Annotated in this window: 21 protein-coding genes and 1 pseudogene; 12 read left to right on the top strand and 10 right to left on the bottom strand. The window is 56.4% G+C overall.

Annotation, left to right across the window (positions count from 1 at the left end; all coding sequences use genetic code 11):
- Positions 1-14 precede the first annotated feature (14 nt).
- Both sufB and NOR51B_RS11460 read right to left on the bottom strand, forming a co-directional pair.
- Positions 15-1,454: a Fe-S cluster assembly protein SufB gene (gene sufB / locus NOR51B_RS11465; protein WP_009018960.1), complete on the bottom strand. Its 1,440-nt coding sequence runs from the start codon at positions 1,452-1,454 to the stop codon at positions 15-17.
- A 41-nt stretch (positions 1,455-1,495) separates the two neighbouring features.
- Positions 1,496-1,987, bottom strand: coding sequence for an Rrf2 family transcriptional regulator (locus NOR51B_RS11460; RefSeq protein ID WP_040482067.1), 492 nt, complete (start codon positions 1,985-1,987; stop codon positions 1,496-1,498).
- Between the two features lie 185 nt (positions 1,988-2,172).
- Here NOR51B_RS11460 and NOR51B_RS11455 point away from each other — a divergent pair, with 185 nt between their 5' ends.
- Positions 2,173-3,588 (top strand): class-III pyridoxal-phosphate-dependent aminotransferase, encoded by a 1,416-nt coding sequence (locus NOR51B_RS11455; RefSeq protein WP_009019451.1) that lies wholly within the window; start codon positions 2,173-2,175, stop codon positions 3,586-3,588.
- 229 nt (positions 3,589-3,817) lie between these two features.
- Here the strand turns inward: NOR51B_RS11455 and NOR51B_RS11450 are convergent, their stop codons facing one another.
- The 4 genes from NOR51B_RS11450 to NOR51B_RS11435 all read right to left on the bottom strand — a co-directional run bounded on the left by NOR51B_RS11450 (position 3,818) and on the right by NOR51B_RS11435 (position 8,400).
- Positions 3,818-4,699, bottom strand: coding sequence for an aminotransferase class IV (locus tag NOR51B_RS11450; protein ID WP_009018841.1), 882 nt, complete (start codon positions 4,697-4,699; stop codon positions 3,818-3,820).
- Between the two features lie 60 nt (positions 4,700-4,759).
- Positions 4,760-5,818, bottom strand: a complete 1,059-nt coding sequence (locus tag NOR51B_RS11445; protein WP_040482066.1) for an LLM class flavin-dependent oxidoreductase — start codon at positions 5,816-5,818, stop codon at positions 4,760-4,762.
- Between the two features lie 222 nt (positions 5,819-6,040).
- Positions 6,041-6,841: a sulfotransferase family protein gene (locus tag NOR51B_RS11440; RefSeq protein ID WP_154647670.1), complete on the bottom strand. Its 801-nt coding sequence runs from the start codon at positions 6,839-6,841 to the stop codon at positions 6,041-6,043.
- Positions 6,842-6,906: 65 nt separating this feature from the next.
- Positions 6,907-8,400, bottom strand: a complete 1,494-nt coding sequence (locus tag NOR51B_RS11435) for a M28 family peptidase (RefSeq protein WP_009021237.1) — start codon at positions 8,398-8,400, stop codon at positions 6,907-6,909.
- A gap of 207 nt (positions 8,401-8,607) precedes the next feature.
- Between NOR51B_RS11435 and NOR51B_RS11430 the strand changes: the two genes are divergently transcribed.
- The 8 genes from NOR51B_RS11430 (at position 8,608) to NOR51B_RS11395 (ending at position 12,798) form a co-directional block, all read left to right on the top strand.
- A complete protein-coding gene (locus NOR51B_RS11430) occupies positions 8,608-9,291 on the top strand; it encodes an SIMPL domain-containing protein (protein WP_040482065.1) in 684 nt (227 codons plus the stop codon).
- Between the two features lie 83 nt (positions 9,292-9,374).
- Positions 9,375-10,061 (top strand): Bax inhibitor-1/YccA family protein, encoded by a 687-nt coding sequence (locus NOR51B_RS11425; protein WP_009021707.1) that lies wholly within the window; start codon positions 9,375-9,377, stop codon positions 10,059-10,061.
- Between the two features lie 60 nt (positions 10,062-10,121).
- Positions 10,122-10,445 (top strand): DsrE/DsrF/TusD sulfur relay family protein, encoded by a 324-nt coding sequence (locus NOR51B_RS11420; protein ID WP_009019236.1) that lies wholly within the window; start codon positions 10,122-10,124, stop codon positions 10,443-10,445.
- Positions 10,438-10,797: a DsrE family protein gene (locus NOR51B_RS11415; protein ID WP_040482064.1), complete on the top strand. Its 360-nt coding sequence runs from the start codon at positions 10,438-10,440 to the stop codon at positions 10,795-10,797. Before NOR51B_RS11420 ends, NOR51B_RS11415 begins: the two co-directional genes overlap by 8 nt.
- On the top strand, positions 10,797-11,057 hold the full coding sequence (locus tag NOR51B_RS11410; protein ID WP_009020103.1) for a hypothetical protein: 261 nt from the start codon (positions 10,797-10,799) through the stop codon (positions 11,055-11,057). Before NOR51B_RS11415 ends, NOR51B_RS11410 begins: the two co-directional genes overlap by 1 nt.
- A gap of 4 nt (positions 11,058-11,061) precedes the next feature.
- Positions 11,062-11,388 (top strand): TusE/DsrC/DsvC family sulfur relay protein, encoded by a 327-nt coding sequence (locus NOR51B_RS11405; RefSeq protein ID WP_154647669.1) that lies wholly within the window; start codon positions 11,062-11,064, stop codon positions 11,386-11,388.
- Positions 11,389-11,397: 9 nt separating this feature from the next.
- Positions 11,398-12,498, top strand: coding sequence for a tRNA (uridine(54)-C5)-methyltransferase TrmA (gene trmA / locus NOR51B_RS11400; protein ID WP_009020314.1), 1,101 nt, complete (start codon positions 11,398-11,400; stop codon positions 12,496-12,498).
- A gap of 12 nt (positions 12,499-12,510) precedes the next feature.
- Positions 12,511-12,798 (top strand): 4a-hydroxytetrahydrobiopterin dehydratase, encoded by a 288-nt coding sequence (locus NOR51B_RS11395; protein WP_009019786.1) that lies wholly within the window; start codon positions 12,511-12,513, stop codon positions 12,796-12,798.
- Between the two features lie 4 nt (positions 12,799-12,802).
- On the opposite strand, the gene NOR51B_RS11390 is transcribed toward NOR51B_RS11395, so the two are convergent.
- Both NOR51B_RS11390 and NOR51B_RS11385 read right to left on the bottom strand, forming a co-directional pair.
- Positions 12,803-13,657 carry an alpha/beta fold hydrolase gene (locus tag NOR51B_RS11390; protein ID WP_009021327.1) on the bottom strand — a complete coding sequence of 285 codons (855 nt, stop codon included), beginning with the start codon at positions 13,655-13,657 and terminating at the stop codon, positions 12,803-12,805.
- Entirely contained in the window at positions 13,650-15,203 is a 1,554-nt protein-coding gene (locus tag NOR51B_RS11385; RefSeq protein WP_154647791.1) for a class I adenylate-forming enzyme family protein, read from the bottom strand. The genes NOR51B_RS11390 and NOR51B_RS11385 overlap by 8 nt, the downstream gene beginning before the upstream one ends.
- 203 nt (positions 15,204-15,406) lie before the next feature.
- On the opposite strand from NOR51B_RS11385, the gene NOR51B_RS11380 reads away from it, so the two are divergent.
- Entirely contained in the window at positions 15,407-16,045 is a 639-nt protein-coding gene (locus tag NOR51B_RS11380) for a TetR/AcrR family transcriptional regulator (RefSeq protein ID WP_009018901.1), read from the top strand.
- Between the two features lie 20 nt (positions 16,046-16,065).
- Here NOR51B_RS11380 and NOR51B_RS11375 read toward each other — a convergent pair whose 3' ends face one another.
- Positions 16,066-16,680, bottom strand: coding sequence for a dUTP diphosphatase (locus tag NOR51B_RS11375; RefSeq protein ID WP_040482576.1), 615 nt, complete (start codon positions 16,678-16,680; stop codon positions 16,066-16,068).
- A gap of 476 nt (positions 16,681-17,156) precedes the next feature.
- On the opposite strand from NOR51B_RS11375, the pseudogene NOR51B_RS11370 reads away from it, so the two are divergent.
- A pseudogene (locus NOR51B_RS11370) lies at positions 17,157-17,642 on the top strand (GGDEF domain-containing protein); the annotation flags it as partial.
- Positions 17,643-17,867: 225 nt separating this feature from the next.
- Here NOR51B_RS11370 and NOR51B_RS11365 read toward each other — a convergent pair.
- Complete coding sequence (locus tag NOR51B_RS11365; RefSeq protein ID WP_009019896.1) at positions 17,868-18,227, bottom strand: cupin domain-containing protein; 360 nt, start codon at positions 18,225-18,227, stop codon at positions 17,868-17,870.
- Positions 18,228-18,417: 190 nt separating this feature from the next.
- On the opposite strand from NOR51B_RS11365, the gene NOR51B_RS11360 reads away from it, so the two are divergent.
- On the top strand, positions 18,418-19,014 hold the full coding sequence (locus NOR51B_RS11360; protein ID WP_009021323.1) for an acyl carrier protein phosphodiesterase: 597 nt from the start codon (positions 18,418-18,420) through the stop codon (positions 19,012-19,014).
- Positions 19,015-19,041 lie beyond the last annotated feature (27 nt).

Here is a 19,041-nt window from a genome sequence, read left to right as displayed (position 1 = left end):
ACAGTAAATAGCGCTTAGCCGACCGAGCCTTCCAGACTCACTTCAAGAAGCTTCCCCGCTTCCATTGCAAACTCCATGGGCAACTCCTTGAACACTTCACGGCAGAACCCGTTGACGATCATTGATACGGCTTTTTCCGCATCGAGACCCCGCTGCTGGCAGACATACATCTGGTCGTCACTGACCTTGGAGGTCGTTGCTTCGTGTTCGACAACAGCGCTCGGATTACGCGACTCGATGTAGGGGAAGGTATGCGCCGCACAACGGTCACCGATAAGCAGGGAGTCACATTGGGTGTAGTTTCTGGATCCATCGGCACGGGCGCTCATGCGCACCAGACCGCGATACGCGTTGGAACTCTTGCCCGCAGAAATCCCCTTGGAGATGATGGTTGAGCGGGTGTTTTTACCCAGGTGGATCATCTTGGTGCCGGTATCCGCCTGCTGCGCATTATTGGTCAAGGCCACCGAGTAAAATTCACCGACGCTGTTATCACCCTGCAGGATACAGCTGGGGTACTTCCAGGTAATGGCCGAGCCGGTTTCAACCTGGGTCCAGGAAATCTTGGAGTCGGTGTGGGCTACGCCGCGCTTGGTGACGAAGTTGTAGATACCGCCTTTGCCATTGGCATCACCGGGATACCAGTTCTGTACTGTCGAATATTTGATCTCCGCACCCGGCAGTGCGACCAACTCGACCACCGCCGCATGAAGCTGATTCTCGTCGCGCATCGGCGCCGTGCAGCCCTCGAGGTAACTCACGTGGCTGCCCTCGTCGGCGATGATCAGGGTGCGCTCAAACTGCCCCGTGTTTTGCTCGTTGATGCGAAAGTAAGTCGACAGCTCCATCGGGCAGCGAACACCCTTGGGGATATACACGAACGATCCATCGCTATACACCGCACTGTTTAGAGCCGCGTAATAGTTGTCATTGCGCGGGACCACCGAGCCCAGGTACTTGCGGATCAGTTCCGGATATTCGTGCACCGCTTCGGATATCGAGCAGAAAAGCACTCCGGCCTCGGCCAGCTTTTCGCGAAACGTGGTCGCCACTGAAACCGAATCGAAGACCACATCTACAGCTACTCCCGCAAGAGCCTCCTGCTCGTGTAGCGGGATACCGAGCTTGTTGTAGGTTTCGATCAGCTCAGGATCAACCTCGTCCAGGCTCTTGGGTCGGTCTTTATGATCCTTTGGGGAGGAATAGAAGGAGATGTCTTCCACCTGAACGGGCGGGTATTCCACATGTGCCCAGTTCGGCTCCTGCATATTCAACCAGCCGCGATAGGCCTCCAGACGCCATTCGAGCAGCCATTCCGGTTCATTTTTTCGTTGCGAGATAAAGCGCACTACCTCCTCGTTGAGTCCAGGTGGTAGCGTGTCGGACTCGATATCGGTAGTGAATCCCGCCGCGTATTCACGCGAAATGGCACGATCAATCTGTTGCTGGGACATAGTACAAAAACCTATTGAAAGCTAAATTCAGAAGCCGGGTGTCAGGCTTCTTCGAGTGCGGCGATAATATCGCCAGCGGTATTGGCAGAGGTTCGCCCGCGGTAGGTCTGTTGCTGGGCGATCTCACGAATCTCCTCAGTTTCCACCAAATCCTCGAGGGAAATCGCCTCCAGAAAATCATGGATCTGATCGCTAAGGTTCATCCAGAGATGGTGCGTGAGACAGGTGTCTCCCTTCTGGCAATCACCCTTGCCACGACACCGCGTGGTGTCGGTACTCTCGTTCACCGCCTGGATCACGGCGGCAACACTGATTTCTCCGGCGTCACGCCCGAGATGATAGCCCCCACCCGGCCCCCGCACGCTCTTTACAAGACCGCTACGGCGCAGCTGAGAAAACAGCTGCTCAAGGTAGGACAGGGAAATATCCTGCCGCTCGGAGATACCGGCGAGCGCTGTTGGCCCTTGTCCATTGCGCAGCGCCAGGTCGAGCATTGACGTGACCGCGTAACGGCCTCGTGTCGTCAGCCGCATAGTGTTATTCCGTCCATGATTAACTCTCAACTCATCACAATACCCGACCATTTTAGTCGGTTATAAGACCCTTCACAACAGTAAGGTATTGATTGGGCAGATGGCCATCGAGGCCTTGTCCGAATTTACAAATTTTGCTTCAAATCGACGCCGTTACTACCTAAGGTGTTTACCGGGTATTCAACATGCTGGGAGGTTTTGTGTCAGATACCAACAACACAACGGACTGGGCCGCCATCGAGTCCTGGGACCGCCGCTACTATCTGCACAACACCGCCGCATCCACTGAATATGCGTTCACCGGTGTAGAACGGGTTGATGGGAATTACATCACGCTGGCCGATGGCTCAACCTTACTGGATTTTCAGAGCCAACTGGTGTCTGACTCCATGGGGCATCGGCACGAGGCGCCGCACAATGCCATCAGGCAGGCTATGGAGCGTTATGGACATGTGTTCTTTGGCATGGCCACCACCTACCGCGCCGAGGCCGCAAAACTGCTGGTAGAAGATGTGCTAGGTGCGCCAAACTCCTGGGCGTCGAGGGTTCGTTTCCTGACCTCCGGCACCGAGGCGGTAGAGAACGCAGTACAGGCGGCCCGCCTCTTCACCGGAAAAACGCTGGTAATGACCCAGGCACATTCGTTTCACGGCATGGCGAGCGGATCTACCTTCCTGCGCGGCTATCGCGGCAATGTGACGGTGCCAGGGGACCGGGGATTTACCCAGGTCCGCGACATACCGGGGGTACCAGCGCCCGGATATATTCCGATTCCACCACCCGAGCACACCGACTATCTCGATGACGGTACGCTGCCCTCCCTCGCGGCTACCGAGCAGCTGATTCGAGCCTGTGGCGCGGAAAACATCGCCGCCATCATCACCGAACCCATGTTCGGCGCCGCCGGCCTGATGCCGCATAAGGACTATTACAGAGGCCTCCACGAATTGATGCGTCGCTACGGCATTCTCTGGATCGATGACGAAGTGCTCTGCGGCGCAGGGCGTCTGGGCGAGTGGTTTGGTTATCAGCTCACACCCGATATCGCACCCGATATCATGATTGTGGGCAAAGGCATCAACGGGTCTTCGCTGCCTTCTGGAGGCATGGTGGTGAATGAGGCTATTGGTGACTTCCTGGAAGCTGCGCGCTGGTGGAGCGGCAGTACCTGGGACGGCCACCCACTGGTTTGCGCCAGTATCGTAGGCACCCTCAGCTACATGCTGGAAAACGATATTCTGTCGACCGTCAGGCAGCGTGGCCAGTACTTACGTCAAAGTCTCGACCACCTGGCCAGCCAACATTCGCATATTGGTCGGGTATCGGGTGCGGGGCTTTACCATGCGGTAGATCTGGTCGGCGTGGACGGAAAGCCGCTGATTGAAGACGACCGTTACACCGGCTTCGCCGGCGATCTCAGTCGTAATCCAAACGCGATTATTTCCGGCGCCTGCGCTGAAAAAGGCGTATTCCTCGGCGGCTTTGTGCCCAACACCATCAAATGTGCACCACCCTTTACAATCACCGAAGGCGAGATCGATCATGCCATGGAAGCCTTCGATTTCGCCCTTCGTAAATTGGCGGAGGTTTACTCGGGCTGAATCGGAGCGCTGGTAAATGGCGGCAAGGCCGCTGTTTTGACGCGGGAATAGCAGCGCACCATCGCGCAATGGCTGGAGAGGAATACCAGACGAATTGCTTATTCGGCGTCTGGTACCGCCATAAAAGACTTAATGGTTTAAGGGGTGCGACCCAGAAATGACCCGGGCGTCTGCGCGATACTCGCCCACGCCCCCTGCGGCTCCCGCTCAGTAGCCGGACATCGTGGCCTTAAAGCGGCGTCGCGTACCGGTCTGTTTCACGCATCGCCCAATACGCGTTGTCGATTGCCTGGGTAATCGGGCCGGGGGTTGTGCCGCGAATCGTTCGACCTGCGACCTCCCTGACCGGAAGCGCGCCACCCGCTGTGCTGCAGGTGAAGACCTCATCGGCGATATAGACATCGAACGCACTGAGCTGTCGCTCTTTCCAGGGGATGTCCAGCTCGGTCGCGAGCTCGAGAATGGTGTCCCGTGTAATGCCGCGCAGAATTCCTGCTGAAGGGGTGTACAACACACCATTCTTGACGATAAACAGGTTGCTCGCTGCTGACTCGGACACGTGACCGGAATGATCGAGCCAAAGCGCATCGTCATAACCCGCCTCCAGGGCCTCAAGCCGAATCAGCTGTGAATGCAGGCGGTCGAGGCATTTGTAACGAGGGTCCAGGGTGTCAGCAGGGAAACCCCGCGTCGCGCTAATCATCAGGCGAATACCATTGCGGCGTTTCTCCTCATCCGCGAGGAAGATATAAGGCGCCACCCAGACGATGCACGTCGGTTTAAAATCCCGGGGATCAGCAACCACCCCTTTGGGCTCGCCGCGGGTCACGATAAAGCGAATCGAGGCATCGTCGAGTCCATTGCGACGCGTGGTTTCGATGATCGCTTCCTTCCACGCGTCTCGACTCATGTCGTGATTGAGTCGCGCGGCCTGAATCGAGTCAAAGAACCGATCGAGATGGGCGTCGAGCTTGAAGATGTTGCCCTTCCAGGCGGAGACCACATCGAATACGCCATCACCGAGCAGGAATCCCTGATCCACCGGGGATACCCGCGCCTGAGACAGTGGAAGATAGTCACCGTTGATATAGATAATGGGCTCGTCACTCATAACTTGAACTCCGAGGAATAAGTTATTGAAAAATAGATATTTTATTCGAAAATTTCGCGTCTACAGCTGCAGTTTGGGCTTAACCGCCTCACCGAAGCGTTTACACCCCCCGACAAAGTCAGGCCAGCTGAACAGCAATCCATCCACGTCGGTATCGGCGGCAATTTCCTCAATCTTTCGGGCAACCGTCTCCTCGCTACCGTGGATCACAGGGATACCCATAAACGCCATATTGCCCTCCTCCACACTCTTCTGAAGTGCAGCCTTTAGCGTATCGCTGGTGCCGCCCTTATTGGTGTCGAGGGTGGCGCTGCCGATGATATTGCCAATGGCACCGCGATCGGCGTTGGCCACGATGTGATCAACCTGCGCCTGTGCATCGGCGTCGGTATCGCCAATGATCATGTGGAACAGTGCATAGATACCCACCGAGCGCTGGTAAGCTTTCGCTTTTTCGCGCACGTCTTTCACGCTCGAAGCCAAACTCGACTTATCGGTGAGCACAAACTGGTGATCGGCGTGCTTGGCCACAAAAGCCCTGCCATTATCCGATTGACCGGCACTCACCAATGGTATTTCCACACTGGGCGTCGGGTTGACGACGCAATCATCCAGCTCAAAAAACTCACCCTTGTGGGTGAACCCGCCGCCTTCCCATAACCCCTTGAGTACCGTGACGTATTCATCGGCATATTCGTAGCGACGGCCATAATAATCGTCCCCGGGCCACATCCCCATCTGGGTGTACTCGGGCTTATTCCAACCCGTGACAATATTGAGTCCACAGCGTCCCTTGGACACATCGTCGATGGTGGCGACCATTCGAGCGACCACAGCCGGATGTTGGCTAAGTATGGAAATGGAAGGAAACAAGCCGATCTTATCGGTTGCCGCCGCAATTGCCGCCATCAGCGTGAAGGACTCCAGACAGCTGTCCCAATAGCCGGTATCTCCACCGAAACCACGGAATTTCATCATCGACAGCACAAAGTCGAGCCCCTGACGCTCAGCCTCCAATGAGATGTCTAGATTATGCTGGAAGGTTGGCAGGTAGACCGGACTTCCTGCGGAAGGAATATACCCGTTGCTTCCGTTCGGGAGAAAAATACCGAATTTCATTTTTGCTTCGCCTCTCTGATTTTGGCAATAAACGCTTTTTCACAACCGCGGCGGCGGCTTAAACCGGGGTAATTTCTACCCCCTGGTTCGCCGACTCATTACAGGGCAGACCGGGATGCCGGTCAAGGGATGGTTTGCCGCCCACCGGTGACCCGCCCTAACCCAACCCGCGCCGGCCGCGACAAGGTGCAAAGGCCGCAGGGTTTCCCGACGGGCTGCGCCTCACGGACTCAATGAGTAGGAAAAAAACGTGAGCAGATCCGGGCGGCTTGCGACAACGGTGTCAACAGCCTGTATTTCTTCGTCAGACAGGCGCGCCACCTGCTTCTGATTCTGGTCAACAATGGCTTGGGGTGCGTAGTCTTTTACGCTGACAGAGGCGTTGGTATCGATGTCCGCTGTGACGTGGGAGGGCAATGGTAGGCGGTCGAGCAAACGGGCGGGGTCTTTGCAGAACTGTTCATAGGTCAATAAGGGGGCCTGGTATTTTTCAACGATGTGGGCGATCAGTTCGCTTCGTTTCAGCCAGCCATGGGCGGCGTCGCGGACTATCTCCAAACGACGGCTGGACGATAATTCAGTGGCGGCATGATTTCTGAACAGGACGCTGGAACAGTGGGCGTGGGGCTGGCGGTTGTTGGCCATAATCGCGACGTCATCGAATACCTCAACAAATCGATCGAGGCGCAACATATTGGGCGGCGATTTTTCGATGACGGTATCGACGCTTCCCGCTGATGATTGAAGCGATTGATAGCGGCTCAGCCAGACCGCTTTAATCGATTCGAAATCGAAAGTACGAGCAGGATCCCAGCGCGGCTTTTCACACATACCCGGCACCAGCCATTGGCCCTCGCCGCCGGCGTGCAGAAATAGGGTCTTTGAACTGGTATTGATCAATTCGGCGAGCGCGGTGGATCCGGAATACGGCGGCGTAACAATGAATAAAAAACGCGGCTGCGGCCGAGCATCATCGAAATCAGGTCTCGGCCAACGCTCCGGCGCCTGCACCGTCGTTACCAACGTAAACTCAGCGCCGGCGAGACGCTGAAAGGCCGGGCATACTCAGACTCAGAGTCTTGGACGCTTCAATTTCCATCACTGGCGGCGCCCCATCCCCAATCATCGATCGATGAATTTGCGGCAATCATTGCAAAGACAATGTACGCCGCGACATTTTGATCGAGCTGCCCAGGCTGGATACGGCTGAGCACGTCATCGGCGGTGTGGTGGTAATCAAAGTAGTCGCGCCCATCCTGGGCCAGGCTGAACGCGGGGAGCCCGGCCGCTTTGAGCGGGATTAAATCGGGGCCGATACTACTGCTTTGATTATCCCCGGGAGCAATGCCCAGTGGCGCCAGCAACGTCTCCATCAACTGCATCGCGGGACGTGCGGCATCACTGACATTGTAGTTGACCTGCCAGATTCGCCGGGCGCCAAAATCACTCTCCGCGCCCATGACATGGTTCTCGAGTTCATCGCGGTGAGCATAAACGTAGGCGCGCCCTCCCACCAAACCTCCATCGTCAGCTTGCTCGAAGACGCCGCCCTCCTCCGAGCCCCACAAAATTAATCGGATGGTCCGTTCCGGCATCCAGCCCGAGGCGAGAATCATGCGTGCCGCTTCCATAGTGATGGCCACCCCAGCGCCATCATCGAGAGCGCCGGTACCCAGATCCCAGCTATCCAGGTGCCCGCCAATAATCACAATCTGCTCAGGGTGTGTCCGTCCCGGAATTTCGGCAATCACATTGCCGCTCTCGAGGTTCTCGACAACCCGCGCTGTGGAGCGCAGGCGCGCACGGACGGTGACGCCGCGGGCGGCGATACGCTCGATTTGATCGGCATCGGGGTTAGACAGCGCCACTGCCGGAATTTTAGGGGCGTCCATGGCGTATTCCATGGAACCGGTGTGGGGCATACGGTGCTCATCGGTGCCGATGGAGCGAATCATAATGCCCAGTCCACCCTTTCTGGCCACCTCGCTGGCACCATCCCAACGGACTTTCCCCCAGAAACCATAGGACGAACCGTCTTGCGTACGCTGCATTTGATGACCGACGTAAACCAGTCGACCCTTCACCTGATCCGGACCGGCCGCTTCCAACGCCGCAAAATCCTTGAAGACCACCAGCTCAGCCTCTATCCCCTCTGGGGGTGTCGCCACCGAGCCACCGAGAGCGGTAATCGCGAGGGGCTGGGGATAGGGCTCCAGAATCGCTGCCTCCTCTTCTCCCCGTTGCCAGCCAATCATGGGGAAGGTTTCAATGCGCACGTTAGAGAAGCCCATGGCGCTCAGTTTTTTCACCGCCCATTGGCGCGCGCTTGCCTCAGCCGCAGAGCCACCGGGACGCGGCCCGATCTCAGTGGTCAAACTCTCGACCCATTCATAAGCTCGTGTGCCTTGCATCGCTTGATCCCGAAGTTCAACCGCCTGGGCGATGGCGGCGGAGGATACGCCAGGATCAGTGCCCTGCTCCTGAGCGGCGGCTGCCGGAACCCAACAAAAAATTACCGACGCCACCAGGGCGTTGAGGGTATTACTCGCTGAGAAACAAAAAATTCGATTGTCGCTTTTCATTGGACCCTTACGCCTTCTATAAAATCCGAGAGGGGGCCGAGCGCAAAACCTCACTGGAAACCTGTCTCACTGGAAACCTGCAGGATGGCGCATTACCCCGTATACGACCCACTATAAGTTCGCACCGCCCAAACACAAGCCTTCTGCACGAGAACTTCAGGCCCCGGTCACGGTCATACGGATGATATCTATCCAATGGAGCACGTTATGCGAATTGTTGTAGTCGCACTGTTTAGCCTCGTCCTCACTTTGCCTGCCATGGCTGGTGAGCCGTCGACCATCACCACCTCCGGGGTCGGCGAAATCAATCTGGTGCCTGATCTGGCGCGACTCAGTATGACCGTCGAGGCGTCGAGTACGGACTCTTCTGAGGCCGCGAATGAGGTGGCCAAGACCGTCTCCTCGATTCTGGCGATGTTGTCCGAAAAGGGCGTTGCCAACACTGATGTGCAGTCTACCGCCGCGCGAGTATCACCGAAGACCCGCTGGGACCCTGAGACCCGGGAGCAGCGGTTTGAGGGTTATAACGTCAGTCGCGAGCTCGCGGTGACCCTCAGGGACCTTGCCGCGCTGTCTACGGTTATCGAACGGTCCGTGGCACTCGGGGTCGACCGCCTGTCGCCACCCCAGCTCGACAGCAGCGAACGCGAGGCGATCTCGCGCCAGGCACTGACTCTGGCCTACGAAGATGCCCTTGCGCGGGCGAATGTGCTCGCCGAGGCGGCAGCGATTAAAGTTACTGGCGCCCTGAGCATCGACGCCCAGGGCAATAGCCCGCCGCCGCGCCCCCCGATGCGCCTCGCCGCTGCTGATAGCATGACGGAAAGTTTTGAAGTCGGGGAGCTGACCATTGCCAGCCGAATAACGGTGGTATTCAGCGCCGCGCCCTGAGCCATTGGTGCTTGCCCCTTGGAAACAGGGCCTATCGCCCCTATTATAGAACTTACATGAACTTAATTACTTCGGAGAGAGGTATGTCAGACAAACCCGTTTACGCAGCAAAAACCGACACGTTCGGCGCGCAGGCTTCAGTCCTCGATACCAACAAGGTATTGAAGAATACCTACATGTTGCTCGGGATGACTTTAGCCTTCAGCGCAATGACCGCTGGTATTGCGATTGCCGTGGGTATCCCGCCCATGGGAGGGCTACTGCTGATGCTGGTTGGCTTTGGCCTGCTATTTGTCGTTAATCGTATGGCGGACACGGCGAAGGGGCTGCCCGCTATATTCGCCTTTACCGGCGTCATGGGTGCGGCACTCGGCCCAACGCTCAGCTATTACCTGTCGATGACGAATGGCCCGCAGCTGGTTCTACAGGCACTCGGCGGGACAGCGATCGTCTTTTTTGGACTTTCGGCCTACGCGCTGACCACCCGCAAGGACTTCTCTTACATGGGAGGTTTCCTGATGGTTGGATTGCTCGTCGCCATCGTTGCGGCGATCGCCAACATTTTCCTCGCTATCCCGGCCCTGTCGCTGACCATTTCTTCCGCCATCGTGCTAATTATGTCAGGACTCATTTTGTTTGATACGAGCCGAATTGTTAACGGGGGTGAGACCAATTACATTCGCGCCACGGTATCGCTTTACCTGAACGTCTATAACCTGTTCATCCACCTGCTCCACTTACTGGCAGCCTTTACGGGCGGTGATGACTGAACTTGTAGGCCACAACACACAGCCCCGGCAACCCCGGGGCTTTTTTATGGGTGACCGCCGATGATTATGACCCTCGTTGTACAGGCCGGGCCCGAGCAAGGTCAGGCACCGCAACGCGCCCTCGCCTTCGCCCGTGCTGCTATCGATGCGGGGCATCAATTGCACTGTGTGTTCTTCTATCGGGGTGGCGTCGAGGTCTCGGGGTCGGAGGCCGACGCGCCGGAATGGGGCGCGCTGCACTCGGAAACCGGCACACCACTCTTGCTTTGCAGTTCCTCTGCAGAGACGTACGGGCTATCCGGTGATAGACACTTCGCTATCGCCGGACTCGGCACCTTGATTGAAGCCGGTGTGCACAGCGCCAGGGTCGTCACCTTTGCCTGATTCCAAACATTGGCTGATTTTGATCAATAGCGCGCCTTATACCGAGGCGGCACTTGCCGGAGCGGGGATGGATGCGGCGCTGGCCGCCGGCGTCTTCGGACAACAGGTATCGATTGTCTTCTGGGGCGATGGGGTCGCATCGCTCTTCGCAGATCTCGAGCCACCCGAGGGGCAGCGCCATATCGGGAAGCAGATTGCCTCTGCGCCACTGTATGATATTTCCGATATTTTCTTTGACCACTCTCGAGCCGATGGCCCTTTTATTGATGATGCGAACCTTTCACTGCAACCACTGGATACCGCTGGCTTGAAGCAATTGCTTCGCCAGGCCGACCACGTCATGAGCTTTTGATGGCACTGCATCAATTACAGAACGCGGCCCTACTCGACCACTGCCTCGACGCCCTTTCGGCCGACGATACCTTGCTAGTGCTCGATGGCGGATGCTCGGTGATAGAGCAGATAAGCGCGCCACCCTGCCCTGTGCTGATACTCGAGGAGGCGTCCGCGACCGTCGCTTCGAAAAACCTGTCCATAGACCTTCAGGTGATTAGCTACGATCAATGGGTGTCTCTGGTGACTCAACACGCCGTTCAGGTCGTCTGGAAGTAAACGTATGACTAAGCCAGCGCTTATGGACCTGTGTGACGACAACGGCTTTCTGGCGGATCGCAGTGTCTGGAGTACCGAGATAGCCACCGAATTTGCCGCGCTCGAAGACATAGTACTCAGTGAAGCCCACTGGGAAATACTTCACCTGTTGCGCGCTTTTTATGACCAGTACGATGACTCACCGGCGAACCGCGCGCTGGTCAATTATGTCAAACGGCACCTCGGCGCCAAGAAAGGCAATAGCCTTTATCTGATGTCACTCTTCCCCGGCTCTCCAGCGAGGGTCGGCAGCCGAATTGCGGGCTTACCTAAACCAAAAAACTGTCTGTAGGACTGATCGATGCCACTCAGCAATGTGCAACCTGATCGCTATCAGACACTGCTTGATGCCAAGGTTAAGAGTCTGGTTCCGCGGTTTTTAGCGCTTGGCGCGTCTGAACCTGATGTGTTCACCTCGCCGACTACCGGTTTTCGAATGCGCGCTGAGTTTCGCGTGTGGCACGATGACGACGACCTGTATTACGTGATGTTTAAGCCCGGCGACGGAAAAGCCCCGGTACGTATCGATCACTTCCCCATCGCCTGCGACACCATTCAACAGATCATGCCTCGGTTACTAACCGCCGTTCGCAATAAGCCCCTACTGCGAAGAAAATTATTTCAGGTCGAGTTCCTCGCAACGACAACCGGCGAACTGCTCGTAACGCTGGTCTATCACCGACCCCTTGATGGTCAGTGGCAGGAAGCGGCCGAGCATCTGAGAAACGAGCTAAACGTTTCGCTTATCGGGCGTAGTCGTAAACAGAAAATCATTTTGGGGCGCGACTGGGTTGAAGAACGCCTGACCGTCGACGATAGGGTCTATCGGTTCCGTCAACCCGAACAGGCGTTCACACAACCCAATGCCCGGGTAAATACCGCGATGATCACCTGGGCGAAGACCCAGTGCCACGATATCGACGGCGATCTGCTGGAGCTTTATTGTGGCATTGGTAATTTCACCCTGCCCCTGGCCTCGGAATTTGACCGTGTGATTGCTACCGAAATGAGCAAGCCCGCCACCGCGGCAGCCAACTACAATCGCGAAGTAAATGGCATTGATAATGTGGAGTTCGCGCGACTCTCAGCGGAGGACATGACGGCCGCACTGCGGGGTGAGCGGCTGTTTCGGCGGCTTGCCCATCTCCACAAGCCGTTATCCGACTATCGACTCAGCACCCTTCTGGTTGACCCGCCCCGGGCGGGATTGGACCCTGCCACCGAGGCACTGGCTACTGGCTTTGACACTGTGCTGTATGTGTCCTGCAACCCGGAAACACTACTGAAGAATCTTGATGTTCTCACCGCGACCCATGCTATCAAGCAGTTTGCGGTGTTTGATCAGTTCCCCTACACCCACCACCTTGAGTGTGCGGTGTTATTGAAAAGAGCAACCGCCTGACGGAGGCACAACATGGCAGAGACCTTGTCCGAAGATACCATCACAGCCGCACTCGCGGATCAGGAGCACTGGAAACTGGCGGAGGGCAAGTTACTGTTAACCCTCGCCTTTCAGGATTTTAATATGGCCTGGGGATTTATGAGCCGCGTCGCACTGCTGGCTGAGCAGCACAATCATCACCCCGAGTGGTACAACGTTTACAACCGCGTCGAGATCGCGCTAACCACTCACGATTCGGGGGGCATTACCGAAAAGGACCTGGCCCTGGCAACGGCAATCAGCACATTATTGGGCGGCTGACCCGCTACCGATTCAAGAAATCGACCAGCTGTTCACAAACCCCCGGCTCATCAAGCATCGGTGCGTGACCGACATCGGGCACGGTGACCAATTCCATTGACGGGTGTCGCTGTTGCATCTCGGTAACACAACTCTCGTCGAGCAGATCGGTGATGGCACCCCTGACCAGCATCAACGGGACACCCGTCAGCGCATCGAACAAGGGCCACATATCGGGCGGCACGGCAGCCGCCTCTGAGGCCTTCATCGCCTCACTAATACCGGGGTCATAATCGAGAACCACCTTGCCGTCTCGCTCGGTGGCAATGCGCTCCGCAAAAGCGCTCCAATCCGCATCGGTATGGTGGGGAAAAGCCTCGGCATTGACGGTGCGCGCATAGTCGACCGCGCCGGACCAATCGTCGAACTCCGAGGCCATCCCCACGTAGCGGGTGATTCGGTCGAGGCCGCGCTGCGCAATAACCGGACCGATATCGTTGAGCACGACCCGGCTGAATACGCCTGGCTGCGTGGCATTCATCGCCATGGCAATCAGCCCACCCATCGAGGTGCCTACCGTTGCTACGGTGGATAGCCCCTGCTGCTGGAGCAGCTCAAACATATCACCGACGTAGGTCGCGGGCTGATAACGTTCAATCTGTAGATCCCAGTCCGACCGTCCCCGGCCACGCTGCTCAACCACGATCACCCGGTGCGTTTTTGCAATCGCTGGCGCGATCGCTGCGAAGTCACGGCTATTTCGCGTCAAGCCGTGCATGAGTAAGGCAACCGGGGCGTCTGATGTCGGGCCCGCGTAATCCCGGGCATACAGTGTTAAACCGTCCGCTACGGTATAAAAAAGATCGCTGTAATCACCCATAGCGCTTGTCCCCAAATTGTTCTCTTAACTCGCGTTTCAGCACCTTACCATTCGGATTGCGGGGTAGTTCTTCAATAAAGAGGACATCCGCCAGACGCTGCTGTTTACCCACCCGGGTATTGACCCATTCCCTAAGATCCCCGGCTTCGAGCTGCTGGTCTTCGCGACGTACCACCAGCGCGACCGGTGTCTCGCCCCACTTTTCACTCTTTAGGCCAATCACCGCGACATCAAAAACGGCCTCGTGAGTGACCATCACGGCTTCGATATCCTGCGGATAGATATTCTGGCCACCCGAAAGAATCATGTCCTTCTTGCGATCGACAATAAAGAAAAAGCCCTCTTCGTCGAAGTAGCCAATATCGCCGGAACGCATCCAAGGCACGCCGTCGGCGTCTCGAAAGGTCGCCTCCTCATTGGCATCGTCCCGTCGCCAATAACCGGGCATTCCGATACGCCCGCGGGAACAAATTTCTCCGGCTTCTCCGGCGGGCAACACATCGCCACTCTCACTAACGATGCAAATATCAGTGCCCATCAGTGGTCTTCCCACGGAGGACCAGCGGCCCTCGGCATGCTCGGGTTCCAACGTCGTGATAATGCCCTCGGTCAGGCCGTACAGCTCAATGATTCCGCAGGGGAAGTGTTGGAAAATAGCGCGCTTGAGCGTTTCCCGTAGCGGTGAACCACAGCTCATCATCGCCTGCATACTACTGAAGTCGGCTCCGCCATTCTGCTCAGCAGCTTCGATCACCCGCTGGAATTGAATGGGGACCATCGCGGTATGGGTAATACGGTGCTGCTCTACCCGCTCGATAAAGCGATGCTCATTGAATTGTTCTTCAACATAGATACAGCCACCCGACATCAGAGTGCTGAGCATCGCCACCCAGGAGATATTGCTATATAAGCCGATGGTGATGAGCGTCCTGGCACCGCCGTGGTAGCGCAGCGCAATCGCCACGTCATAGACCCAGTCCCGGCGCCCCACATGGTCGTGGGCAATGCCTTTGGGTAGGCCGGTAGTCCCTGAGCTGTAGATAATATTGATCAGGTCGGTAGGACAAAGCCCAGTCTCGGGCAGGGTGCTGGGCTGCTGCGCAGTCACGTCAGCGAAGGAAAGCCATCCATGATGGGGTTTGGGGGTGATGTATAAACTACTGACCGGCAAGGCGTCGCGCATACCCTCTACCCGCGGTTGATGGATACTGCAGGCGACCACAGCGCTGACATCGGCATCACGCAACAGTGTAACCGCCGCCTCGTCCGCAACCGACACGTTCAGCGGCACCACGACAGCCCCCGCGGCGATCACGCCAAAGATGGCCTGCACCATGGGTAGCCCATTACCCATCAGTACGCCGATACGATCACCCGTCTCGATGCCGCGCGCTCTCAACCCATGGGCAAACTGGTGGCTAAACGACGTGAACTCGCGCCACGTCCACTGATCATTGCCCGATACCACGGCGATATCGGCGGCTCGCCATTTTCCATTGAGCGCGAGTATCTCGGGCAGCAGCGGGGGTTCGATTCTAAATTGCACGTTGTCACTCACTCTCAATCGGTTGGAAGCCCGGAGCACAACAGCCGCTAACACGCTTCTCGCAATGACCGGTGTAAACCACCGGGTTGTTCGAAAAATCGGTAGCCGCTTGAGGCTATCGCTGTTACTTTTACGCCATCGTATTCAACAACTGTTGAAGACGCAACCAGGCAATAGGTTAACTAACGAGATGGGTTGATCGGATGAATGCAACGAGTAAACGCGACCGAATTCTTGACGCCGCGGAAGCCCTGTTTGCAGCGCGCGGATTTGACGGAGTCACGCTCCGTCAAATCGCCACCGCAGCCAACGTGGATGTGGCTCTGGCGAACTATCATTTCGGTAAAAAGCTGGCGCTTTTCGAGGCGGTATTCAAACGTCGGGCTACAGAGCTCAACGAGGCACGTCTGCTTGCCCTGCGGGAGGCCTGCGCTGAAGCCGCACCGGCCGCACCCTCCGTTGAAGCGATTGTGGAAGCGTTTCTACGACCCCTCGAGATGGCCCAGGAAACCGGCGACGAGGGCTGGGCCAACTATCTGACACTGATCGCTTACATAAACAATTCCGCCTACTGGGGCTCGCGAATGATGTCGGAGTTATTCGATGAGCTGGTCGGTGAATTTATTGCCGCCCTTAAATTCGCCCTACCCCACTCGAGCGATGAGGCGATTTACTGGTGTTTTCAAAATTTGTCGGGCGCACTGACACTCACGTTCGCACGCACCGGGCGCATTGATAAATTATCGGGGGGGCTCTGTAAATCGACCGACCTGCGAATGGCCTGCGATCATATGATTCCCTTCGTCGTTGCCGGCTTCGAAAGGGTCTGTAACTCGCGTTAGCCTCGGTCGGCCGCAGGACATTAACCGGGGTAACGCTGCTGCAACCCCTGGTACACCTGATCGGGAAAATCCTCTGCGCTGTCGTCTAATTGCGCGATCAGCTCACTGAGATGCTCGTTATCTTCGCGCCCCCGCCATTCCTTGATGTAGGAGCCGTCTTTGTACCCATTATCCTGCCGGAAAAAATTCAAGACATTTTTACCGACATAGTGCTGATACAGCTCATCGAAACTCAACTCAGCAGCGAGCATCAACTGGGCAAACAGCGCCACTGAAAAAGCCCTGCTTTGCAGCGTATGCGCCGCCAGCGCCTCGGTGGCAAGCCTGACATCCCCCGTCTCGGGTTCAGCGTGATACAGCTCGACTTCAATTTGCTGCGCGAGCCCATCGATATCGATCGAGGGATCAAACAAAGCCGACATCCCGAAATGCCAGATATCGACGATTTCCAGACGCACCTGCTCGACGTCCGCGGTTTGCTTCTTCCACCACTTGTAACCAATGTGATCCATGAGTTCACCGCACTCAATCCAAACCGCGCGATACCACTCGTAGTTTTGGTTTACCCAATCCTCATGGACTCGAGTATTCATCTGGTGCTGCATGGTTAACATGGTGCGGATGGCTTGGCGCATGGGAAAACGTTCGCTGTTTGCAGGATGATATTGACCATTCTCAGTCCCGGGGGTGGCCCGGGGGTGAAATGGCGCGATGGCCGCGATGATCCTGCATCTGGGCGCGGAAGTGAAGGCCCAGGCACCTCGAATCCCGCTAAACTGCCGGAAGGCCACCAATCGCGGCATTATGGCTCAAGCGCCAGTTGTTCTTAGCAGTGGATGACCGCAGCAATCGACAGATAGGCCGGGTATAACTCCAGCGGTCGTGACCAGATCAGCGTACCCAGGTAATGGGTGCTTCCCCAACCAAACCAACCCGCGAACTGGAGAAGCCAAAAAACGCGGCGCTTATCTACAATGAGCAGGGAAGACAGCATCGGCGCAGTATAACTGAGGCGGTTTGGCGTAAAACCGACCCCGGCTACCGTTCGTCGCCTTGAACCGACAATTGATCGCGATCGCCCTACCAATTATGAGGACTAAGAAATGCGGCAAGCCACGATTTTTTAACCGAATTGTTGAACCGGCGGGCATTCTTTCTTAACGCCGAGCCGATTTTGGCGCTGGCCAAACGAAGCAAGACGCCCTATAGCATTGCCTTCCTCGATATCGATCATTTCAAAACAATAAACGATAGCTATGGCCATGACGTGGGTGATGAGGCCCTAAAGCACTTCGCCAATATACTGAGGGATTGCTACAGAGACTATGACATTGTCGCACGCTTTGGTGGCGAGGAATTTACCGCACTACTTCCCGGTACCGATGCAGCAGCGGCGGCTACATTCACCCAGAGAGTCCGAACCGCGATGAACGAAAATCCTGTGAACGTCGGTGATGAGTTTTTCACATTGAAACTCAGGTCGGGGATAGCCTCTTCGGAGATCGGCAACGACAACCTGAAATACCTGATCTCGATTGCGGGTAAAGCACTCTCCGATGCGAAGACAAGCGGGCGGGACCGCAAGCGCGGTCTATAGCGAGTCAGAAATCGCCGCCTGAATTCGGCAACCGCATAACCCGCTTAATGCTGAAAAAGCGTTACCAGCCAACAGGGGTGGTGTCGACATCAGCATCTCCTCTACCGATAAACTGCAGGGGGCCTGCCGTGGCTAGCACCCTCCAGCTGATTCGGGCGACATCCGCGACACGATGGATGGTGAAGCGTGGATACTGCCCTGAAAATCAGCTGCCGATCACGCTTCTCATGGCTCGTAGATGACAAATGTTTTCCGTGTTGGCTCGATCACTTCCCACTCACCCTCAAAGCCCGCGGGCACGCAGTATTCGTCGCCTGCTCTTAAATCCACCGCGTTACCCTCATGATCACGAAGCACTGAGTGCCCGCTCAGAATGCGAAAATACTCATGCTCGGTGTAAGTCACGCGCCAGCAACCGGCCTCTGCACCCCATTCACCCACGTAAAACTTGTCGTCAGCAACAAAGTGCGTTGTTGCTTCCTGTATTGGCGCGCCTTTGACACACTTTTCTGGCGGCGTCGGGTAACGCTCGGTCGAGGCGTTACTCTTGGCTATGTTTATCAGGTCTGCGATGCTTCTGGACATGGTCGATGACCTCCATTGCTGTGAACAAGCGATACTTAACAACACATCGGTGATTGAAAGGCACCGAGCAGGTACGCTGGCATACTACGTGAAGACGGAGAGCACAGAGCATAGGGGACAAAATAACAGCAACTTCGGCATCTCCCCTATCGACCCCCCACCGCTAACCAGATTTAAATTCGGTCAAGTTATGAATTACCTGGCACATCTTTACCTTGCAGATGATCGTCCACTATCACTGATTGGAAACCTGATGGGTGACTTCCACAAGGGCGCGGTTGATGCGAACTTGCCCGAAGATATTCGGCTCGGCATCCTCCGGCATCGGCGAATAGACTCATTCACCGATTCACATACGCTGTTCAAACGCAGCCGAGGCCGGCTCAGCGGCCCGCATCGGCGTTATGCTGGAATACTGATCGACATGTTCTACGACCACTTCCTGGCAACCCATTGGGAGGTGTATTCCGATGTTCCACTCGATGACTTCGCCGCCCGGGTGTACAGCATCGTCCGTCAAAATCGCAGCCAGCTACCTGCTCGGATGCAACGGAGTATGCACTACCTGGTAGAGACCGACCTGCTGCGCAGTTACCGAAATATCGACGGCATCGATCGTGCCCTCAAAGGTATCGCAACTCGGCTGACACGCCCCAGTCCATTGGGCCAAGCTATCACCGAACTCGAGAGGAACTATCAGTTTCTGGAAGCCGATTTCAGCGAATTCTTTCCTGAATTGGTTCGATTTGCGGCAACTCGACCAGAGACGGCTCCCGATGTGGCGTGACGAGGTCAGCGCACCCGTAAATTAAAC

The sequence above is a fragment of the Luminiphilus syltensis NOR5-1B genome, from assembly GCF_000158175.1.
In the GTDB taxonomy this organism is placed as follows: Bacteria; Pseudomonadota; Gammaproteobacteria; order Pseudomonadales; family Halieaceae; genus Luminiphilus; species Luminiphilus syltensis.
This window is presented reverse-complemented; position numbering and strand designations above follow the sequence as displayed.